The sequence below is a fragment of the Cryobacterium sp. TMT4-31 genome, from assembly GCF_004403385.1.
Taxonomy (GTDB): Bacteria; Actinomycetota; Actinomycetes; order Actinomycetales; family Microbacteriaceae; genus Cryobacterium; species Cryobacterium zongtaii.
Map to the genome: position 1 here is coordinate 43,890 of NZ_SOGI01000028.1, position 18,793 is coordinate 62,682.

Annotated in this window: 22 protein-coding genes and 1 tRNA gene; 9 read left to right on the forward strand and 14 right to left on the reverse strand. The window is 68.0% G+C overall.

The window, feature by feature from the left end; all coding sequences use genetic code 11:
* Positions 1-84: 84 nt before the first annotated feature.
* On the forward strand, positions 85-1,749 hold the full coding sequence (locus tag E3T19_RS06340; protein ID WP_134408370.1) for an ATP-binding cassette domain-containing protein: 1,665 nt from the start codon (positions 85-87) through the stop codon (positions 1,747-1,749).
* Between the two features lie 47 nt (positions 1,750-1,796).
* Here the strand turns inward: E3T19_RS06340 and E3T19_RS06345 are convergent, their stop codons facing one another.
* From E3T19_RS06345 to E3T19_RS06370, 6 genes are all read right to left on the reverse strand, one after another.
* A complete protein-coding gene (locus E3T19_RS06345) occupies positions 1,797-2,441 on the reverse strand; it encodes a GntR family transcriptional regulator (RefSeq protein WP_133159693.1) in 645 nt (214 codons plus the stop codon).
* Positions 2,442-2,621: 180 nt separating this feature from the next.
* Complete coding sequence (rplA, locus tag E3T19_RS06350) at positions 2,622-3,311, reverse strand: 50S ribosomal protein L1 (protein WP_088455017.1); 690 nt, start codon at positions 3,309-3,311, stop codon at positions 2,622-2,624.
* A gap of 135 nt (positions 3,312-3,446) precedes the next feature.
* Entirely contained in the window at positions 3,447-3,878 is a 432-nt protein-coding gene (rplK, locus tag E3T19_RS06355; protein WP_066592266.1) for a 50S ribosomal protein L11, read from the reverse strand.
* 107 nt (positions 3,879-3,985) lie between these two features.
* Positions 3,986-4,918 (reverse strand): transcription termination/antitermination protein NusG, encoded by a 933-nt coding sequence (nusG, locus tag E3T19_RS06360; protein ID WP_088455016.1) that lies wholly within the window; start codon positions 4,916-4,918, stop codon positions 3,986-3,988.
* A 120-nt stretch (positions 4,919-5,038) separates the two neighbouring features.
* Positions 5,039-5,311, reverse strand: coding sequence for a preprotein translocase subunit SecE (gene secE, locus E3T19_RS06365; RefSeq protein WP_088455015.1), 273 nt, complete (start codon positions 5,309-5,311; stop codon positions 5,039-5,041).
* Between the two features lie 42 nt (positions 5,312-5,353).
* A tRNA-Trp gene (locus E3T19_RS06370) sits at positions 5,354-5,426 on the reverse strand.
* Between the two features lie 151 nt (positions 5,427-5,577).
* On the opposite strand from E3T19_RS06370, the gene E3T19_RS06375 reads away from it, so the two are divergent.
* Positions 5,578-6,780 (forward strand): pyridoxal phosphate-dependent aminotransferase, encoded by a 1,203-nt coding sequence (locus E3T19_RS06375; RefSeq protein ID WP_088455014.1) that lies wholly within the window; start codon positions 5,578-5,580, stop codon positions 6,778-6,780.
* Positions 6,781-6,787: 7 nt separating this feature from the next.
* On the opposite strand, the gene E3T19_RS06380 is transcribed toward E3T19_RS06375, so the two are convergent.
* Complete coding sequence (locus E3T19_RS06380; RefSeq protein WP_134408371.1) at positions 6,788-7,666, reverse strand: hypothetical protein; 879 nt, start codon at positions 7,664-7,666, stop codon at positions 6,788-6,790.
* 121 nt (positions 7,667-7,787) lie between these two features.
* Here E3T19_RS06380 and E3T19_RS06385 point away from each other — a divergent pair, with 121 nt between their 5' ends.
* Genes E3T19_RS06385 through E3T19_RS06400 form a run of 4 tightly spaced genes read left to right on the forward strand, consistent with a single transcriptional unit; the run spans position 7,788 to position 11,488 of the window.
* Positions 7,788-8,684 (forward strand): ABC transporter ATP-binding protein, encoded by an 897-nt coding sequence (locus E3T19_RS06385; RefSeq protein ID WP_103460540.1) that lies wholly within the window; start codon positions 7,788-7,790, stop codon positions 8,682-8,684.
* Positions 8,681-9,562, forward strand: a complete 882-nt coding sequence (locus E3T19_RS06390; RefSeq protein WP_088455011.1) for an ABC transporter permease — start codon at positions 8,681-8,683, stop codon at positions 9,560-9,562. Before E3T19_RS06385 ends, E3T19_RS06390 begins: the two co-directional genes overlap by 4 nt.
* A 28-nt stretch (positions 9,563-9,590) precedes the next feature.
* Positions 9,591-10,868, forward strand: coding sequence for a sensor histidine kinase (locus E3T19_RS06395; protein WP_134408372.1), 1,278 nt, complete (start codon positions 9,591-9,593; stop codon positions 10,866-10,868).
* Complete coding sequence (locus E3T19_RS06400; protein ID WP_134408373.1) at positions 10,865-11,488, forward strand: response regulator transcription factor; 624 nt, start codon at positions 10,865-10,867, stop codon at positions 11,486-11,488. The genes E3T19_RS06395 and E3T19_RS06400 overlap by 4 nt, the downstream gene beginning before the upstream one ends.
* Positions 11,489-11,693: 205 nt before the next feature.
* On the opposite strand, the gene E3T19_RS06405 is transcribed toward E3T19_RS06400, so the two are convergent.
* The 3 genes from E3T19_RS06405 to E3T19_RS06415 are packed head-to-tail and all read right to left on the reverse strand — an operon-like array spanning position 11,694 to position 13,789.
* Positions 11,694-12,899, reverse strand: coding sequence for a UDP-N-acetylmuramate dehydrogenase (locus tag E3T19_RS06405; protein ID WP_134408374.1), 1,206 nt, complete (start codon positions 12,897-12,899; stop codon positions 11,694-11,696).
* Positions 12,900-12,905: 6 nt separating this feature from the next.
* The gene (locus tag E3T19_RS06410; protein ID WP_088455007.1) at positions 12,906-13,346 is read right to left on the reverse strand and encodes a MaoC family dehydratase; all 441 of its coding nucleotides are present in this window, start codon (positions 13,344-13,346) and stop codon (positions 12,906-12,908) included.
* Positions 13,343-13,789: a MaoC family dehydratase N-terminal domain-containing protein gene (locus E3T19_RS06415; protein ID WP_088455006.1), complete on the reverse strand. Its 447-nt coding sequence runs from the start codon at positions 13,787-13,789 to the stop codon at positions 13,343-13,345. Before E3T19_RS06415 ends, E3T19_RS06410 begins: the two co-directional genes overlap by 4 nt.
* 64 nt (positions 13,790-13,853) lie before the next feature.
* Between E3T19_RS06415 and E3T19_RS06420 the strand changes: the two genes are divergently transcribed.
* Positions 13,854-14,330 (forward strand): GNAT family N-acetyltransferase, encoded by a 477-nt coding sequence (locus E3T19_RS06420; protein ID WP_088455005.1) that lies wholly within the window; start codon positions 13,854-13,856, stop codon positions 14,328-14,330.
* A gap of 50 nt (positions 14,331-14,380) precedes the next feature.
* Here E3T19_RS06420 and E3T19_RS06425 read toward each other — a convergent pair whose 3' ends face one another.
* Genes E3T19_RS06425 through E3T19_RS06435 form a run of 3 tightly spaced genes read right to left on the reverse strand, consistent with a single transcriptional unit; the run spans position 14,381 to position 17,043 of the window.
* Positions 14,381-15,247 carry a MetQ/NlpA family ABC transporter substrate-binding protein gene (locus E3T19_RS06425; RefSeq protein WP_241980046.1) on the reverse strand — a complete coding sequence of 289 codons (867 nt, stop codon included), beginning with the start codon at positions 15,245-15,247 and terminating at the stop codon, positions 14,381-14,383.
* A gap of 39 nt (positions 15,248-15,286) precedes the next feature.
* Positions 15,287-16,054: a methionine ABC transporter permease gene (locus E3T19_RS06430; protein ID WP_255416763.1), complete on the reverse strand. Its 768-nt coding sequence runs from the start codon at positions 16,052-16,054 to the stop codon at positions 15,287-15,289.
* 2 nt (positions 16,055-16,056) lie between these two features.
* On the reverse strand, positions 16,057-17,043 hold the full coding sequence (locus E3T19_RS06435) for a methionine ABC transporter ATP-binding protein (protein WP_088457815.1): 987 nt from the start codon (positions 17,041-17,043) through the stop codon (positions 16,057-16,059).
* Between the two features lie 148 nt (positions 17,044-17,191).
* Between E3T19_RS06435 and E3T19_RS06440 the strand changes: the two genes are divergently transcribed.
* Positions 17,192-17,746, forward strand: coding sequence for a HEAT repeat domain-containing protein (locus E3T19_RS06440; protein WP_088455003.1), 555 nt, complete (start codon positions 17,192-17,194; stop codon positions 17,744-17,746).
* A gap of 69 nt (positions 17,747-17,815) precedes the next feature.
* A complete protein-coding gene (locus tag E3T19_RS06445; protein WP_241980048.1) occupies positions 17,816-18,562 on the forward strand; it encodes an SGNH/GDSL hydrolase family protein in 747 nt (248 codons plus the stop codon).
* A 57-nt stretch (positions 18,563-18,619) separates the two neighbouring features.
* Here E3T19_RS06445 and E3T19_RS18900 read toward each other — a convergent pair whose 3' ends face one another.
* Entirely contained in the window at positions 18,620-18,781 is a 162-nt protein-coding gene (locus E3T19_RS18900; protein ID WP_165787843.1) for a hypothetical protein, read from the reverse strand.
* Positions 18,782-18,793: the final 12 nt, after the last annotated feature.

The following is an 18,793-nucleotide window of genomic DNA, read 5'->3' on the forward strand; positions in this document are numbered from 1 at the left end:
CTTTGTTGCATACAGTTAGCTCAAGTCCGATGCGAATACTCCGCAAGGCGGTGATGTGGCCGCACCAAGCAGATCCGAGCACTCATGCGCACAGTTGCAGGGCCCATACGGTTGGGGTTGCTGATCCTGGCCTGCCTGGCCGGCGCCGGCGTGCTGGTGGCGGCGCGGCTCAGTGGCGCCGACGGCGTGCTGCTGCATCCGCTCTCGGACCGGCTCCCCCTCGCGACCGCCGGCACGCTGGCCGCACCGATCCTCTCCGGCCTGCTGGGCCTGGGCGGGGGCCTGGTGGCCGCCCGTCGCAGCGGTTGGATCGACCCGAGGCTGCGGTCGCTGGTGGGGGCCGGTATCGGTGTCTGCCTGGCCTGGCTGGCACTCGTTCTGGTCTTCTGGTTCGCCGTCCAGGCCGAACTCATGCCGGTGCTGGAGGACGGTCCGGCGGCTCGTGCCGGCGCGAGCGCGCTGAGCTCCGTGCTGCTGCCCGCCACCGTGATCGTGTTGGGGGCCGCCACGGCCATCACGGCGTCGGTGCGCGCTGCGACTCGGGTGGCCGCGATCGAGGGACACGTGCAGACCGCCCGCAGCCGTGGCCTTCCCACCACCGCACCGGTCATCCGCCGGGTGTTCCGTCGTACGCTGCCCACCATCCTGGCCGTCCTGCTCGTCGAGTTCCTGGTGCTCTACGCCAGCGCGCTGACGGTCCAGGCCGTGTTCACCACACCGTCCCTCGCGACCATGCTGCCGTTGTTGCCCGCTGAGAGCCTCCCGTTCGTGCTCGGCGCCTGCCTATTGTGCGTAGTCGGAGTGATCATGACCGGCGTCACGGTCGCTTCGGCCGTACTCGGCCCCGCGGCCCCGCGGCAGACCCGGCCCACGCCCGGCGGACTCGCCGCCGCGCTTCTGGCGGACTCCCGTCAGGTCAAACCGGCCCTGCCTTCCACGACGTTTCGTTCGACCGACCTCCTCGATATCAGGAACCTCTGCCTGCACGACGGTTCGGCGCAGGAGCCTCGAGACGCGCTGCACGGCATCAGCCTCACTGCGACGCGCGGTCAGGCGCTGGCGGTCGTCGGCGGCGGCAGTGACGCCACCTCGTCGCTGTGCCACGCCATCGCGGGTCTGCTCCCGCTCGACAGTCCGATCCGGTCCGGGTCGATCCTCTTCGACGGCACCGAACTCGTCGGCCTCGCGGAAGGGGAGTTCCGGCACCTGCGCGGGCAGCAGATCGGGTTTCTCCCGGCACCGGCAGCGGATCGTCTGGACCCCGACGTCCGCATCGGCCACCAACTCGCCGGGATCCTAGCCGGACGCGCGGGACACTCCCGATCCCGCGCCCGCTCCGCCGCCGCCGCGCTTCTCACCGCCGTCGGCGTCGACAACGTCGAGGCCGTGTTGTGGGCGTACCCGCATCAGGTCTCGGCGCTGATCAGCCAGCGGGTGCTGCTCGCCGGTGCCCTCGTTCGCGAGCCACAGCTTCTCATCGCCGACAATCCGACCGAGGGCCTCGACACGGCCGATGAGGAGAGCTTCCTCGACTCTCTGCATGCGCTCCAAAAGCAACTTGATTTCACTCTCATCGTGGCATCGCCCAGAGCTGAGATCATCGCCAGGTGCGACCGCGTCGCGGTCATGAGCAACGACACCATCGTCGAGCACGCTTCGGTCCCCGAGTTGCTCATCGACCCCCGTCACCCGCACAGTCAGCGGATTCTCGCCGACCGCTCATCAGGGCCACGGCCGATCGGCCGCTGACCCGACGGTGCCGGCTGGACGGTGCCGGCCAGGCGGCGCCGACCAGATCAGCCCTCGGTGCCCGAGACGGCGTTGCGGGCTCCGAGGATATGCCCCCGCATCGCCACCTCGGCCCAGATCGCGTCTCCGGTGCGCAGCGCGGTGAGGATGTCGCGATGCTGGTGGTTGCTGCGCGCGCGGTACTCGGCGCCGCGCCGGCGGAAGGCGGCCGCCATCAGCGGCACCCTGGCGACGGACGAGGTGAGGGTCATCAGTTGGTGGCTGCGAGAGGCCGCAACCACGATGTGGTGGAATTCGGCGTTGAGGCTGCTCAGCGCGGCGAGGCCGGCGTCGTCATCCGCTGTCAACACGGGTTCCATGGCGTCGATCAGCGCGGCGAGCCTGTCCAGTTCCTCCGCCGTGATGCGGCTGGCCGCCAGCCCGGCGGCGCGGCTCTCGAGTCCGGCCCGCACCATGTACGTCTCGCGGACCTCCTCGACGCTCCAGGCCACGACCGTGGCACCACGATTGGGCACAAAGGTCACCAGCCCGGCCTCGTCCAGTCGGCGGAGAGCTTCTCGCACCGGGGTCCGGCTGACTCCGAGTTCCTCGGCCAGAGCCTGTTCTCTCAGCATGGTGTTGGCGCTCAACTGGCCTGACAGGATGCGGGCGCGCAGGGTCAGGTAAACCGTTTCACCGCCTGTTGACGCCACGGATTCCTCCCCCTGGGCAGAGGCACACCCCGCCGCACGTCGAGCTTTACACACCGCGGCCCCTAAAAGAGGGATACGGCGGAAAATCAGGATCGGTCGCCTCGTACTGGGGGTAGCGAGGTCATCAGGGCGCGAAAAAGGGCCCGTCTTTCGACGGGCCCTTCCTTCACGAAGGAATCCTTAGATGCTGTTCACATCGAGCGGGATGCCGGGGCCGAACGTGGTCGACACGGCGCCCTTCATGATGTAGCGGCCCTTGGAAGAGCTCGGCTTGAGGCGAACGATCTCCTCGAGTGCGGCACCGATGTTCTCGTTGAGCTGGTCGGCGGAGAAGGAAGCCTTGCCCACGACGAAGTGCACGTTGGAGTGCTTGTCGACGCGGAAGGCGATCTTTCCACCCTTGATGTCGTTCACGGCCTTGGCCACGTCGGGCGTCACGGTTCCGGTCTTCGGGTTGGGCATGAGGCCGCGCGGGCCCAGGACCTTTCCGAGACGACCGACCTTGCCCATGAGCTCGGGGGTCGAGACTGCAGAGTCGAACGAGGTGTAGCCGGCGGCCACCTTCTCGATGAGCTCGTCGCCACCGACCTCGTCGGCGCCGGCAGCGATGGCTGCGTCGGCCGCGGGGCCCGTTGCGAAGACAATGACGCGGGCGGTCTTGCCGGTGCCGTGAGGAAGAATCACGGTGCCGCGGACCATCTGGTCTGCCTTGCGGGGGTCGACGCCGAGCTTGAGCGCGACCTCAACGGTGGAGTTGAACTTGACGGAACCGGTCTCGCGGGCGAGGGTGACGGCTTCGGTGGGGGTGTAGAACTTATCGGCTTCGATCTTCTCGACCGCAGCGCGGTAGGCCTTTGACTTCTGTGCCATTTGAATCTCCTGTAGATGCATGTGCTGAGAGCGTGGTTTTCGTGAGCCTGGCTGGCTCTTCCACTTGGTGCCTGTCGGCAGATCGAGATCGATCATGCCCGTCGGCTGGTGTTCGACGAATCGAACGAAGGGGTATTAGCCCTCGACCGTGATGCCCATGGAGCGAGCGGTTCCGGCGATGATCTTCGACGCAGCGTCGAGGTCGTTGGCGTTGAGGTCAACCATCTTGGCCTCGGCGATTTCGCGAACCTGCGCCTTGGTGAGCTTGGCAACCTTGACGGTGTGCGGCGTTCCGCTGCCCTTGGCAACTCCGGCGGCCTTCTTGATGAGCTCCGCTGCGGGCGGGGTCTTCAGGATGAACGTGAACGAACGGTCGTCGTAAACGGTGATCTCAACCGGGATGACGTTGCCGCGCTGGGATTCCGTCTGGGCGTTGTATGCCTTGCAGAATTCCATGATGTTGACGCCGTGCTGTCCCAGCGCCGGCCCGATGGGCGGTGCGGGGTTGGCGGCGCCGGCCTTGATCTGAAGCTTGATCAGACCAGTAACCTTCTTCTTCGGTGCCATTGTTCTTCCTTCGTTATTGATGTTCGAGCAGCCGCGAAGGTCGCTCTCCCGGTGGCCCGGATGGGCCCCGGTGGTTCAGGGCTCTGCTGGCTGGAGGCCGGCGGAGCCTAAAGCTTGGTGACCTGGTCGAAGCTGAGCTCGACCGGGGTCTCACGCTCGAAGAGCGATACGAGCACGATGAGCTTGCCGCTCTCGGGCTTGATCTCGCTGATCGAACCGGGCAGGCCCGCGAACGAGCCTTCCTTGATCGTGATGGTCTCGCCGATTTCGTAGTCGATCTCGGCGGGCAGAACGCGCTGCGCGGCCTTGCCGGGAGCACCGGACTTGGTGGCCGGAACATCCTTGATCTCAACGAGGCCCTTGAGCATGCCGAAGGCCTCTTCGAAACGCAGCGGGGTGGGGTTGTGCGCGTTGCCCACGAAGCCGGTGACGCCGGGGGTGTGACGCACGACGGACCAGCTGTCTTCGTTGAGATCCATGCGCACCAGCACGTAGCCGGGGATGCGAACACGGGTGACCATCTTGCGCTGGCCGTTCTTGATCTCGACGACGTCTTCCATCGGGACCTCGACCTGGTAGATGTAATCTTCCATGGCCATCGACTGCTTGCGGTTCTCGATGTTCGACTTCACGCGGCGTTCGAAACCGGCGTAGGAGTGGATGACGAACCACTTGCCGGGCTGGAAACGCAGTTCCTTGCGGAAGGCCTCGTAGGGGTCTTCGTCTTCGGCGTCGACCTCTTCTTCGTCTTCGACGGCTTCGACGGCGGCCTCGGCCTCGTCGGCGTTGTCGATGTCGAGGGCGTCCTCGACGATGGCGTCGGCTTCGGGGTCGGTCGACTCGGTGAGAGCGTCCAGGGCGGCGTCGAGATCGACTTCGATGTCGGCGTTCTCGTCTTCGACGTGCAGGGCGACCTGCTCGGCGGCTTCGACGGACGTTTCGTCGGCGGCGAGGGTGTTGCCCTCCTGCGCCTCATCGTCGTTGGCAGACTGCTCGGCGGCGGTGGCCCAGTCGACGTCGTCGCGATTGGTCTCAGTCACTAAATATCAATCCTTCTTCTATTGCGTGGGCGTGAGGCCGCACAGTGTTGTTCACAGCTGTGGTGCTGGCTCACCGATCCACGTGCATGATCAGTCTGGATGCCGCTCTCGCGGCACCGGTCAACTGGGAGTGCCGAATACGTACGTGACGACGAGCGCGAACACCCAGTCGAGTGCCGATACCAGCGCCATCATGATCACGACGAAAATCAGAACCACTCCGGTGTAGCTGAGCAGTTCCTTGCGGGTCGGGGTGACGACCTTGCGAAGTTCGGCCAGGACCTGCTTGATAAACAGGGACACCCGAGCGAATGGTCCGCGCTTGGTTTCGCGGGCCACTTTGGCGTTGGCGACGATTTCCTCGCTGGGTTCGTCGATAACTTTTCGGGCCACCTGTTACACCTTTCGTGGGCCGGCGGAAAGACCACCGACTTGCAGGGCGGACAGGACTCGAACCTGCAACCTGCGGTTTTGGAGACCGCTGCTCTACCAATTGAGCCACCACCCTATGAAGCGAAACCGTCCAGCTTCAAACGACCAAAATAGGCGCAAAAAAGCTTGGCAGATTTCAACTACCGGACCAAGTCTAGGTCACGGCGAGAGCCCTGTAAAGCCAGCCCCTCTGTTCCTCGAACACGACCGCCCCGTATGCTCGTACCGTGGCACACGACATCAAACGGATTTCCACCAGAATCGGCTCCATCGCGGAGTCCGCGACCCTCAAGGTCGACGGCAAGGCCAAGGCGCTGCAGGCGGCCGGCCGGCCGGTGATCAGCTTCGCTGCGGGCGAGCCCGATTTCCCCACCCCGCCGCACATCGTCGAGGCCGCACTGGCCGCCGTGTCCGACCCCCGCAACCACCGGTACACCCCGGCGGCCGGTCTGCCGGACCTGCGCGAGGCCATCGCCGCGAAGACCCTGCGGGACAGCGGCCTGGCGGTGCCCCCGTCCCGGGTCCTCGTGACCAACGGTGGAAAGCAGGCCGTCTACCAGGCCTTCGCCACCCTGCTCGATCCGGGCGACGAGGTGCTTCTGCCCACTCCGTACTGGACCACCTACCCCGAGGCGATCCGCCTGGCCGGCGGCGTTCCCGTTGATGTGTTCGCCGGCAGCGACCAGGGCTACCTCGTCACCGTGGAGCAGCTCGAGGCTGCCCGCACCGACAACACCAAGGTGCTTCTGTTCGTCTCGCCGTCCAACCCCACCGGCGCCGTCTACTCCGAGGAGCAGACCCGCGCCATCGGCGAATGGGCCCAAGAGCACGGGCTCTGGGTCATCAGTGATGAGATCTACCAGAACCTCACCTATGACGGTGTCAAAGCGGTCTCGATCGTCGAGGTCGTCCCGGCGCTGGCCGACCGCACCATCCTGGTCAACGGCGTCGCCAAGACTTACGCCATGACCGGCTGGCGGTTGGGCTGGATGGTCGGGCCCCAGGATGCGATCACCGCCGCGGCCAACCTCCAGTCACATCTCTCCTCGAACGTGTCGAACATCTCCCAGCGCGCCGGTATCGCCGCGCTGAACGGCCCGCAGGACGACGCAGAGGCCATGCGGGTTGCGTTCGACCGTCGGCGCAAGCTCATCGTCGCCGAGCTCAACAAGATCCCGGGCATCCGCACGCCCACCCCGCAGGGCGCGTTCTACGTCTACCCCGACGTGACCGGACTGCTCGGCCGCAGCTGGGGCGGGGTCACCCCCACCTCCTCGCTCGAGCTGGCCGACCTGATTCTGGATCAAGCCGAGGTGGCCGCGGTTCCCGGTGAGGCCTTCGGCCCCAGCGGCTTCCTGCGGCTGTCCTACGCTCTCGGTGACGACGCTCTCTTGGAGGGTGTCCAGCGCCTGCAGAAGCTGTTCTCCTAGGCCCGGCTCACTCCGGACCGACTTTCCCCGGCCCGTCGATGATGACGGCGAGACCGGCCCGCAGCTCCTCGAACGGGCTGCCGCCGGCGTCGACCAGCGAGGTCGGGCACCGCACCACGATGTACATGAACGATTCCGACAGCGGCATCGCCCTGGCCGCGATCTCGTTCGTGTAACTCACGCCCGCTTCAGGATCCACGTAGTCGATACGGGTGGTGAGGAACTCGATGCGCTCCGCGGCGCCGGGCAGGTTGATGCCGAAGTCGGTGAATCCGAGTTCGCCGACCAGTGTGGCGTCGTTTCCGGCCGACAGCAGCTGCTGCTCAAGCGCATCCACGGTTGCGAGAGTGTCGGTCAGATCGTCCGTCGCGCCGGCGTCGTAGGCGCTCTGCACGTTCTGGGATGACGTCAATTGGCAGCCGAGCTCCGAATTCTCGGACTGGTTGATGCCTTGCTCGTCGAACACGGTGACCCCCCAGCCGTCCAGGATCGGGTATCCCCACGCCGGGAAGGTGCCCCCGAGGTCGACCTGGTCGTCGAGGGATACGGTGCCCTCCTGCCCGGCCAGATCGGCGCCGGAGGTTGACGCGGGCGTCGGTGCGTCGGTCGGCTCCGCGACGTCGGTGGCGGCCTCCGTCGGCACCGCGAGCACTCCGGCCCGGCCCGCGTTCACCCCGTCGACCACGCTGCCGCCGACCAGGAAACCGCTGACCACCGCACCCGTGATGGACAGCACCGCGAAGCCCGCCACCGGCAGCCACAGCCACGGCCGCAACGCGCTGCGACGTTTCTCTGGCGCGCCGCTCACCGGAGCGCCGGCCACTGCCGGGTCCCCCTCCGCTCCCGCGGGCTCCTGGTGCGTGTTGGCTCCATTGGCGTCGTTCATGGTGTTTCTCCCCCGGTTTGTTCCCCGAACCCTATCGACCTTTGGCATCCACCGGGTGGTGGATAGGCAGGTCGGTCGGGAGGGTGTTGCCCAGAATCGGCACTGGGACGATTGTGGGTACATGACTACTTCACCTCCGGCAGTGCGCGTCTCGCGGCTGAGTAAGTCGTACGGCGCGTTCGATGCCGTCAACGACATCAGCTTCGACATCCGCCCCGGCGAGACCTTTGCGCTGCTCGGACCCAACGGGGCCGGCAAGAGCAGCACCATCGAAATCCTTGAGGGCTACCGCGACCGTTCAGAGGGCGACGTCACGGTCCTGGGCGTTGACCCGCAGCACGCCGGTCTGGACTGGAAGGCCCGCATCGGCATCGTCCTGCAATCCAGCGGTGAGAGCGGCAACGCCACAGTGCTCGAGCAGCTGCGGCACTTCGCGAGCCTGTACCCCAACCCCCGACCGGTGGAGGAGGTCCTCGCCGCGGTCGGGCTTGAGGAGAAGGCGAAGACCCGCATCCACCGGCTCTCCGGCGGTCAGCAACGACGGGTGGATGTTGCGCTCGGCATCATCGGCCGGCCGGAACTGCTTTTCCTGGACGAACCGACCACCGGATTCGACCCCGAGGCCCGGCACCAGTTCTGGGATCTCATCCGCACCCTCAAGGGTGAGGGCACCACCATTCTGCTGACCACCCACAACCTCGACGAGGCGGCGGAGCTCAGCGACCGCGCCGGCATCATCGTGGGCGGCAGGCTCATCGACATCGGCACGATCGGCGAACTCGGCGGCCCCGCCGCCCGCATCCCGATGGTGCGCTGGCGGGACGCCGACGGGGTGCAGCGGGAGGCGCGCACCGAGACCCCCGCCGGCCTGGTCGCCCAGCTGGCCAGGGACCTCGGCGGCGAACCCGCCGAACTGCAGGTCATCCGACCCAGCCTCGAAGACATCTACCTGGGCCTGGTGCGCGGTCACGCGGCCGGCAGCACCAGTGACACCGCAAGCACGGAGGTACTCGCATGAGCGCGACCCTGACCCCGCAACCGACCCCACAGTTGCCCCAACCGGCCGGTCACCGCACTACTCGGCACGGGCTGTTCAGCCTGGGCCTGGCCCGCATCGGCTTCGAGATCAAGCTGTACTTCCGCTCCACCGACACCGTCTTCTTCACGTTCCTGTTCCCGTTCATCATGCTGGGCATCTTCACCGCGGCGTTCAGCGCCCAGGGCAACATCGGCACCAACCCGGACGGCTCCGGCGGCATCAGCGTCGGCGCGTATTACCTGCCCGGCATGCTGGCCGCGGGCATGCTGCTCTCCGGCCTGCAGAACCTCGCGATCGACATCGCCGGCGAGAAGGGCGACGGCACCCTCAAACGGCTCGGCGGCACCCCGCTGTCGCCGCTGAGCTACTTCATCGGCAAGATCGGCCAGGTGCTCGTCACGGGCATCCTGCAGGCCGTTCTGCTGCTGATCGTGGCCCGGTTCGCCTTCGACATCGCCCTGCCCACCGAGCCGGAGAAGTGGCTCACCTTCATCTGGGTGTTCCTGCTGGGCGTGATCACCTGCGCGTTCCTGGGCATCGCCCTCTCGGCACTGCCACGGTCGGGCCGCAGTGCGTCGGCCGTGGTGATCCCCATCGTGCTGGTGCTGCAGTTCATCTCCGGCGTGTACCTGCAGTTCAACGCCCTGCCGGACTGGATGCAGAACGTCGCCAGCCTGTTCCCACTCAAGTGGATGGCGCAGGGCATGCGTGCGGTGTTCCTGCCGGACAGCTTCGCCGCCCAGGAGCAGAACGGCGCCTGGGAGTTGGGCCTGGTGGCGATCGCGCTGCTGATCTGGCTGGTGGTGGGGCTCGTCGGCAGTCGGCTCACCTTCCGTTGGATCCGCAAGGACTCCTGATGCCCCGTGGGCATGGGATGCTTAGCGCATGAATGCCAGGCGGTGGTGGGACCTGATCGTGGCCGGCTCCCTCACCGTTCTGACCGTGATCACCATCGACCATTCCTGGGTAAGCGTGGGGGAACGCGCCGGCGGGCTCCTTTCGCTCGCGGCGATCGGCCTGGCCTATCTGGGCTTGGGTCGGCGGATGCTCCGTTCTTCGAACCCGTCGGCAAGCGCCGGTGACTCTGGATTCGACTACGCGGCATTCCCCGCCTCGGCCCGGCTCTTCCAGATCACCCTCATCGTGTCCTGCGGCGCGGCCACAGCGTTCGACCCCAGCCTGGCCACCGCGCAGACGCTGGCTTTTCCGATTCTCTGGGCCCTGTCTACGTCGTTCTCCGGCGCCGTCGTCTTGAGCGCCCTGCTGTCGGTGTCGGTCGGTCTGGGCATGTGGGTCGGCATGGGGAGCACCCCGGGCGCGGCCGTTCAGGCCGCCGCCATCGAAGGAATCTCGTTCGTCTTCGCGCTGGCGATGGGCACCTGGATCAGCCGCATCGCCGATGCCGGCGCCTACCAGCGCCGGTTGGTGGAGGAACTCACCCTGGCCCAGGACGAGCTGGCGGCGGCGCAGCGGGATGCCGGCAGCGCGGCCGAGCGTGAGCGGTTGGCCCGCGAGATCCACGACACCATCGCGCAGAGCCTCACCAGCCTGGTGATGCTCACCCAGCGCACCCGCTCCGAGCTCGCCGCCGTTCCCGGCGACACGTCGGCCGTTGCCGACAGTCTCGACCTGATCGAGTCGACCGGGCGCGACGCCCTCACCGAGGCCCGTGCCCTGGTGGCGTCGATGTCGCCGGTGCGCGCCGCCGACGGCGACCTCGCTCACACCGTGACCCGGCTCGCGGAACGCTTCGAGAGGGAGACCGGGATCCAGGTGACCGTCGAACTCACCGGCCTCGACGCGGCGGGCGCTGACCCCGGGACCGAATTGCCCCCGCTGGACCGCGCCCTCGAGGTGGTCCTGCTGCGCTGCGGCCAGGAGGGCCTCGCCAATGTGCGCAAACACTCCGGCGCCGGCGCCGCCCGCATCGCCATCGCTCGCACACCCCAGGAGGTCGCCCTCACCGTCACCGACAACGGCCGGGGCCTGGGCGCTTACCGCCCGGAGTCCGAGCACGGCTTCGGGCTGACGGGTATGCGCGACAGGGTCGGCCTGGTGGGCGGCCGGCTCGAGGTGACCGACTCGGCGAACGGCTCCGGCACGGTGCTGCGGGTGACCCTGCCTCTGTTGGTGACGGCGCCCAGCACCGGCGGGCGCGGATGATCCGGGTGCTGGTCGCCGACGACCATCCGATCGTGCGCGGCGGCATTGTGGGCCTGCTCGGCGGCGCCGACGACATCGAGGTGGTCGGCGAGGCCGCCGATGGAGCCATGGCGGTGCGTCTGGCCGGCGAGTTGCGGCCCGACCTGGTGCTGATGGACCTTCGGATGCCGCACCTGGACGGCGCCGCAGCCACCGCGCAGATTCTGGCGCAGAACCCGGCCACCCGGGTGCTGATCCTCACCACGTACGAGTCCGACGACCAGATCCTCGGCGCGATCGCCGCCGGCGCCAGCGGTTACCTGCTCAAGGCGGCCCCGCAGGCGGAGATCATCGAGGGTGTGCGCTCGGTATACGGCGGCCAGACCGTGCTCGCGCCCGTGATCGCCGCCAGGCTGGTGCAGCGGGTGCGGGCGGATGCCGTGCCGGCGCCTCGGCTGTCGGCCCGCGAGCTGCAGGTGCTGCGTCTGGTGGCGGCCGGCGAGAGCAACCCGCAGATCGCCAGGTCGCTGTTCATCGGCGAGGCCACGGTGAAGACGCACCTGCTGCACGTGTTCGAGAAGCTGGGCGTGGGCGACCGCACCCGGGCGGTCACCCTGGCGATGGAGCTGCGCCTGCTCTGACGCATCCGCTCGCCCTGGTGCCGCCTGCCAGCCAGCCGAATTATCCCGCCCACGCTCCCCAGCGCCGACATGCCGCAAAACGCCCATTGCGATGCTTCCAAAGGGACTTTTCCCGCAAGTCACGCAAGGGGTTCTCACCGACTTGCCGCAGAATCCCCTCTGGATGCCTCCGAAGGGGTTTTTCGCGCAACTCGCGGCGCCGCGGCTAGAGCAGCGAGAAGCCCACGAAGACGGGTTCAGGGTGCAGGATGACGCCGAAGTCGGCCTGCACGCGCTGCTGTACGAACCGGGCGAGCTGGCCGATCTCGTCGGCGGAGGCGGTGCCGGTGTTGGTGATGGCCAGGGAGTGCTTGCTCGAGATCGCCGCGCCGGAGCCGGGCAGCCGGAAGCCACGGTGGATGCCGGAGTTCTCGATCAGCCAGGCGGCGCTGAGCTTCACCGTGCGCAGAACCTCGACGCCCGGCATCGGCCCTACACCGGCGTACTCGTCGAGCGGGATCACCCGGTCGGGCAGCTCGATCTCGGCCTGCTTCCAGCGCGGGGCCTCGTCGGGCAGGGTGCGGGCGAAGCTTTCGGTGACGATCGGGTTGGTGAAGAACGACCCGGCGCTGTAGGTGTCGGAGTCGGCGGCGTCGAGCACCATGCCCTTGCCGGCCCGGAGGCCGAGCACGCTCTGGCGCAGTTCGGCCAGCGGCACCCGGTCGCCCAGCTGTACCCCGAGGGCATTGGCCAGCTGCGGGTAGGTCACCGGCTGACTCAGGGCGCTGCCGAGCACGGCGGCCTGTGCCGACATGTCGCGCAGCTCGAGTTCGATGGCGAGCACCACTCCGCGGCGGCCCTGCTTGAGCACCGAGGTGCGGTAGCCGAGGCCGAGTTCGGCGGCGCTGAGCCGCTCCACCTCGCCGGACTCGAAGTCGAGGAAGTCTATGGCGGCCAGGCTGTTGGCCAGTTCCTGGCCGTAGGCGCCGATGTTCTGCACCGGGGCCGCACCGCTGGTCCCCGGAATACCGGAGAGCGCCTCGATGCCGGCCCAGCCGTTGGCCACCGTGAGGGCGACGAGGTCGTCCCACGGTTCGCCGGCCTGCACACGGATGCGCACCGGGCGCCCGTCGACATCCGCGTCGGTTTCCGCATCGGCGCCGGTCTCGGCCGCCGGGGCGAGCACCTCCACACCCCGGGTGCACACGCGGATGACGGTGCCGTCGAAGCCGGCGTCGGCCGCGACGGTGTTCGAGCCACCGCCGAGCAGCACCCACGGTTCGTCGGAGCCCCAGGCATCCAGGGCCGTCTGGATCAAGCCGGCCTCATCGGCCGGCGCGACGAGGTGCGCGGGGGCACCGCCGACCCGCAGTGTCGTCAGGTCGGCCAGGGTCACGGGCACCGGAACAGGCGCGGCTACAGGGTCGGTCATGGTCGCCTAGACCAGCGAGACGCGCGCCTGCGCCTTGCCGAGAACGGTGACGGAGTTGAAGGTCACGGTGAGGTCGATCCGCGCCACGCCGGCATCCGCGTCGAGCGCGCCCACCTTGGCGACCACGGTCACCACGGCGCCGAGGTCGGGGTCCACCGGCACCGGCCGGGTGAAGCGCACCTGGTAGTCCAGAACCCGGGCCGAGTCGCCGACCCAGTCGACGACGGGTTGGATAGCCAGGCCCATGGTGAGCATGCCGTGCGCGAGCACGCCGGGCAGCCCCACCGCGTGGGCTACGTCGTCGCGGTAGTGGATGGGGTTGAAGTCGCCAGAGGCACCCGCGTAGCGCACGAGGGAGTCCCTGGTCAGTGGGAAGCTGCTCTCGGCGACGATGTCGCCCACGGTGAGGCTCTCGAGGCTGGGCGTGACGGGTGCGCTGGTGGTCATTCGTCTCCCCTGACGACGAGGGTGGAGGTGGCGGTGACCACGTGGGCGCCGGTGGCATCGACGATTGTCGACTCCGCGGTGACCATCGAGTGGCCGCCCAGGCTCTTCACGCTGGCGACGCGCAGCGTTGCGGTGAGTTCGTCACCTGCCACGATCGGGCGACTGTAGCTGAACCGCTGGTCGCCGTGCACCACCCGGGTGAAGTCGATGCCGGCGTCGGGCTCGGCGAGCAGCTGGGCGAGGGTCGCCTCCTGCACCACCACGGCGAATGTCGGCGGCGCGACGATGTCGCTGTGCCCCGCGGCACGGGCGGCGTCGGGGTCGAAATTGATCGGGTTGGTCGCGAAGACTGCACGCGAGAACTCGCGCACCTTCTCCCGGCCGACCAGATACGGCGGCACGGCGGGAAAGACCCGACCCTGGATTGCTGGATTCACGGACACGTATCGAGTGTACTTGCGCCCCGCAGAATTGTTCGGTCGGGCCGGTTAGGGCAGACTTGGCCCAGTGGATTACGTACAGGTCGCACTGACCGCCCCCGAGGTTGCCCCCCTGCTCACCGGCCTGCGCCAGGAGTACGACGCCCGCTACGGGCACGGCGCCGGCGAGTCGGTGCTGGATGTCGACGCCGGCGAGTTCGAGGCGCCGACCGGAGCGTTCGTGGTGCTCCTGGACGACGGCACGACGGTCGCGGGCGGCGGCATCCGGCGCATCGACGACACCGTCGTGGAGATCAAGCGCATGTGGACGAACCCGGACTACCGCCGCCAGGGCTACGCCAGCCGGATGCTGCGCGAACTGGCCGGCCTCGCCCGCCAGCTCGGTTATCAGACGGTGCGGCTTGAAACCGGGCACGCCCAGCCGGAGGCGCTGGCGCTGTACCGTCGGTTGGGATTCGCCGAGATCGGCAGCTACGGTCCCTACGAGAACGCGACGGCCTTCGAGCTCGACCTCGACGCTGTCACGACGAAGCCCCGCCACTGAGGCCGTAGCGGCCGGCAGTGACGGGGCGTGCGTGCGCCGGGCCGTCAGGGTCAGACGGCGGGGATGACCAGTCCGCCCCAGGTCTCCTCCATGTAGGCCTGCGTCTCGTCTGAGAGCAGCAGCTCCGTGAGCTTGACGATGCGCGGGTCGTTCTCCAGCTCTGGCGTGGTGGCCAGCACGTTGAAGTACGGGCTGTCCGAGCCCTCGATCAGGATCGCCTGGTCGGCGGAGAGGCCGGCCGGCAGAGCGAACGAGATGGTGACGAACGCCACGTCGACATCCTGCACGGCCTGCGGCAGGGTGGCGTTCTCGATCTCGCGGAACTCGTACTTGTTGGGGTTGTCGGTGATGTCGGCGAGTGAGGTGGGCTCATCCGTCGTCTCGATCAGGCCCTCGGCGGCGAGGATCTTGAGCGCGCGGCCCTCGTTGGTCGGGTCGTTGGGGATGGCGATGGTGGCGCCGTCCTTGAGGCCGTCGAGGGAGTCCACGGTGTTGCTGTAGAACGCGGCGCTGGGCAGGTAGATCTCGCCGACGCTCACCAGGCTGCCGCCGGCCTGCTCGTTGTAGGTCTTCAGGAAGGTGGCGTTCTGGAACAGGTTCGCGTCGATCGAACCGTCGGACAGGGCCACGTTGGGGGTGTTGTAGTCGGTGAAGTCCTGGAAGGTGATGTCCAGCCCGGCGTCGGCGGCCAGGTTGTCCTGCACGAACTTGAGGATGTCGCCGGCCGGGGTGGCCAGGGCGCCCACCGTGATCGTGCCGAGGTCGTCGCCGGCTCCGGTCGTGGCGGGCTCGTCGGTCGTTCCCGCGCAGGCGGTGAGGGCGAACAGGGCGGAGAGGGTGACGGCGGCACCGGCAAGGCGCGTTCCGCGGGAGGTGAACTGCATGGGAGGGCTCTTCTCGTGGGTGGTGGTGGCCACGCCGTCATGCTGACGCGGCGCGGTCGGGTGGGGTCGGGGTTACGCGCCGGTGACGGCGCTGGCACGCAGGGCCGGCACGGTCTTCTCCGCGCGAGTCGGCCGGGACCTGTGCGCGAATCGCTTGGCCAGCATCGTCGCCAGCCCCTGCAGCACCATGACGATCACGAAGATCACGATGATCACGGCGATCATGTGGATGGTGCTGTAGCGCTGGTAGCCGTAGCGCACGGCCACGTCGCCCAAGCCGCCGCCGGCGACGGTGCCGACCATGGCCGAGAAGTTGATGATGGAGGTCACCGTGGTCGACAGGCCCAGGATCATCGGCGAGAGCGCCTCGGGCACGAGGACCTTGGACACGATCTGCCAGCGGGTCGCACCGAGCGACTCCGCGGCCTCGATCAGACCGGTGTCGACCTCCTTGATCGCGATCTCCACCATGCGGGCGAAGAACGGGATGGCCACAACGGCCAGCGGCACGATGGCGGCGGTGGGCCCGATGAAGGTGCCCACCACCAGCCTGGTGAACGGGATCAGGGCCACCATCAGGATGATGAACGGCACGCTGCGACCGAGGTTGACGACGAAATCGAGCACCCGGTTGACCACCCGGCCGAGCCGGCGGGAGCCGAACGGGCTCTCGAACAGGCCGCCGGGTTCGGTGCCGACGAGCACGATGCCCAGCGGCAGGCCCACGATGATGGTGATGAGCAGCGAGACGCCGACCATGTAGAGGGTCTGCCCGGTGCCGATGAGCAGCACCTGGAACAGGTCAGACCAGAATTGCGGCAGCGATGGATCCAGAAGCACGGTTACTCCCCCACGATTTCGACGAGCATGCCCTGGCTGCGCAGGTCTGAGATGGGCGCGGCATTGCCCGCCGCGCTGCCCGGCAGCGCCAGGCGGGTGCGGCCGGCCTGGTTGCCGCCGATGGTCTCGATGGCCGCGCCGAGGATCGACACGTCCAGACCGTAGGTGCGCGCCAGCTGCGCGATCACGGGGCGGTCGGCCGACCCGCCGCTGAAGGTGATGTCGATGACGGTGTCGCCCGGCAGCGACGGCACGGCGCCGAGCGGGAAGAGCTCGTGCGCGAGGCGGGATCCGGCGGTGGAGATCAGCGAGACGATGCGCCCCTGCTCGACGATCCGGCCGTCCTCGATCAGCGCGGCGGAGTCGCAGATGCGCTTGACGACATCCATCTCGTGCGTGATCAGCAGCACCGTCAGGCCCAGGTCGGTGTTGATGGTCTTGACCAGGTCGAGGATCGACCGGGTGGTTTCGGGGTCCAGCGCGCTAGTGGCCTCGTCGGAGAGCAGCACCTTGGGGCTGCCGGCCAGCGCCCTGGCGATGCCCACCCGCTGCTTCTGACCGCCGGACAGCTCCGCCGGGTAGGCGCCGGCCTTGTCGGCGAGGCCGACCAGGTCGAGGATCTCGAGGGCACGGCGTCGGCGGGCGTCGCCGTCGACGCCGATGATCTCGAGTCCCAGTTCCACGTTTCCGCGCACCGTGCGGCCGGCCAGCAGGTTGAAGTGCTGGAAAACCATGCCTATCTTGCGGCGGGCACGGCGCAGATCGGCGGGCGAGAGCGCGGTGAGCTCGTCACCGTCGACGGTCACGGTGCCGGAGTCCGGCCGTTCGAGCAGGTTGATCGCGCGGATCAGGGTGCTCTTACCGGCACCGCTCTGACCGATCACCCCGAAGATCTCCCCTTCGGCGACCTCGAGCGAGACGTCCTGCAGGGCAGCGGTGACGGTGCCGCCGGAGCGGAAGGTCTTGGAGACGTGCTGTACGGAGATCACGGTGGTCCTGAGGGTTCGCGCGGCCTTGTACCGCAGTGATTCCGAGTGTGTCAATCGCAACGCCGCGGGCCAAATCACTGTGACGAAATAAGTCGCCGGGCCTCCGGAAGCCGCGCCGACCCTCCGCGCGGGATAACGTTGACTCGTTATGCATAACAAATTGACCCCACACCCCGATCTTCCGATCGACCTGCCCACGGCCGAACGACTCGCCAAGGCCGTCGAACACTACGGCGAGTCCACCGTCGTCGACCACTCCGTCGCCCTGATGCGCGGCAAGAACGCCGGCAAGGACTTCCTGCTCTACGTGGGCGGCCGGCACGCGCTCGGCATCCTCGAGGGAGCGCCGGCGCTGTACTGGCCCGAGCTGTGGGGAGCCCGTGCGCTGCTGCACGTCTGGAACGACTCCGCGGCCCCGTACGTCGTCGTTGGCCTGAACAACGAGGCCTGGCGCATCCGCGAGATGTGCGCGAAGGTCGTCATGCTGCGCAAGCTGGATGTCGCGCCCAAGCTCGTGAAGGCCACCACCGACGAGGTGCCCCGCGTGCGGGTCGCCGCCCTCAACGCCCTCGCCGAGCAGGGTCGCGAACAGGACATCCCCACCATCGTGGTGCGCCTGCGCGACCCCGACAAGGATGTGCGCCGCGCCGCCCAGCAGGCCCGCGATGCCATCATGACCCGGCTCAACCTGCCCAAGGAGTAACCCACGAACGCCATCCCCACTCCGAATCAGAGCACCCCGCACCGAAACGCACAGCCGTACCGACGGTATGTGGCGATCGGCGACAGCTTCACCGAGGGCGTCGGCGACGACCTGCCCGACGGCCAGGTGCGCGGCTGGGCCGACCTCGTGGCGATCGGGCTGGCTGCGGCCACCCCCGAACCGGTCTCGTACGCGAACCTCGCCATCCGCGGCAAGCTGCTCGGTCCGATCGTGAGCGACCAGCTCAAGCCGGCTCTGGCGCTGAAACCCGACCTGCTCACGGTATGTGGCGGCGGCAACGACATGATGCGCCCGCGGGTGGAGATCTCCTACGTCGTCGATCTGCTCGACCACGTCGTCGAGAAGGCCGTGGCCGACGGCATCCACGTTGTGGTGCTCAGCGGCGGCAACCCGTCCAGGCACCTGCCACTGGGCTCCCTGATGCAGAAGCGCGGCGACAGGCTCGCCGAGGCCGCCAGGGAGACCTTCGGCAAGCCCGGCGTGACCCTGGTCGACAACTGGATCGATACCGAGCTCATGAACGGCCGGTTCTGGTCGGCCGACAAGTTGCACCTGAACGCCCGCGGGCACACCAGGGTCGCGACGAATGTGCTCACCGCACTGAACGTGCCGATTCCCGCCGGGTGGGCCCAGGGCGCGGCCGGCGAGGCCCCGCCGCGGGAACGGATCCAGGACACCGCCGCGTACTACGCCGCCTACGTGCTGCCCTGGATCGGACGCCGGCTCACCGGCCGGTCATCCGGTGACGGCCGCCCGCCCAAGCGCCCCGAGCTCACCGTCGTCGAGACACCGTAGGGCGCAGGACGGGCCGTGTGGTTGCCCACGCGGCCCGTTTTTGGTGTCGAGGACGAATCAGACCTTGCGGCCCGAGATCGTCCGGAGCAGGAAGACGATGACGGCGATCACTGCGAGGACTACACCGACCCAGAGCAGGAATTGCAGGGACTCGACGAGCCCGCCGGTGATGAGCAGGACCACGGCCACGATGGCGATGATGATGACTAGAAGATTCATGTGTCAAACCTT

What these genes read in the sequence shown, in the direction of transcription:
- E3T19_RS06340 (WP_134408370.1), top strand. Translation starts at nt 85, where the DNA reads ATGCGCACAGTTGCAGGGCCCATACGGTTGGGGTTGCTGATCCTGGCC.
- rplA (WP_088455017.1), bottom strand. Translation starts at nt 3,311, where the DNA reads ATGGCACAGAAGTCAAAGGCCTACCGCGCTGCGGTCGAGAAGATCGAA.
- rplK (WP_066592266.1), bottom strand. Translation starts at nt 3,878, where the DNA reads ATGGCACCGAAGAAGAAGGTTACTGGTCTGATCAAGCTTCAGATCAAG.
- E3T19_RS06380 (WP_134408371.1), bottom strand. Translation starts at nt 7,666, where the DNA reads ATGAACGACGCCAATGGAGCCAACACGCACCAGGAGCCCGCGGGAGCG.
- E3T19_RS06385 (WP_103460540.1), top strand. Translation starts at nt 7,788, where the DNA reads ATGACTACTTCACCTCCGGCAGTGCGCGTCTCGCGGCTGAGTAAGTCG.
- E3T19_RS06390 (WP_088455011.1), top strand. Translation starts at nt 8,681, where the DNA reads ATGAGCGCGACCCTGACCCCGCAACCGACCCCACAGTTGCCCCAACCG.
- E3T19_RS06395 (WP_134408372.1), top strand. Translation starts at nt 9,591, where the DNA reads ATGAATGCCAGGCGGTGGTGGGACCTGATCGTGGCCGGCTCCCTCACC.
- E3T19_RS06400 (WP_134408373.1), top strand. Translation starts at nt 10,865, where the DNA reads ATGATCCGGGTGCTGGTCGCCGACGACCATCCGATCGTGCGCGGCGGC.
- E3T19_RS06405 (WP_134408374.1), bottom strand. Translation starts at nt 12,899, where the DNA reads ATGACCGACCCTGTAGCCGCGCCTGTTCCGGTGCCCGTGACCCTGGCC.
- E3T19_RS06410 (WP_088455007.1), bottom strand. Translation starts at nt 13,346, where the DNA reads ATGACCACCAGCGCACCCGTCACGCCCAGCCTCGAGAGCCTCACCGTG.
- E3T19_RS06440 (WP_088455003.1), top strand. Translation starts at nt 17,192, where the DNA reads ATGCATAACAAATTGACCCCACACCCCGATCTTCCGATCGACCTGCCC.
- E3T19_RS18900 (WP_165787843.1), bottom strand. Translation starts at nt 18,781, where the DNA reads ATGAATCTTCTAGTCATCATCATCGCCATCGTGGCCGTGGTCCTGCTC.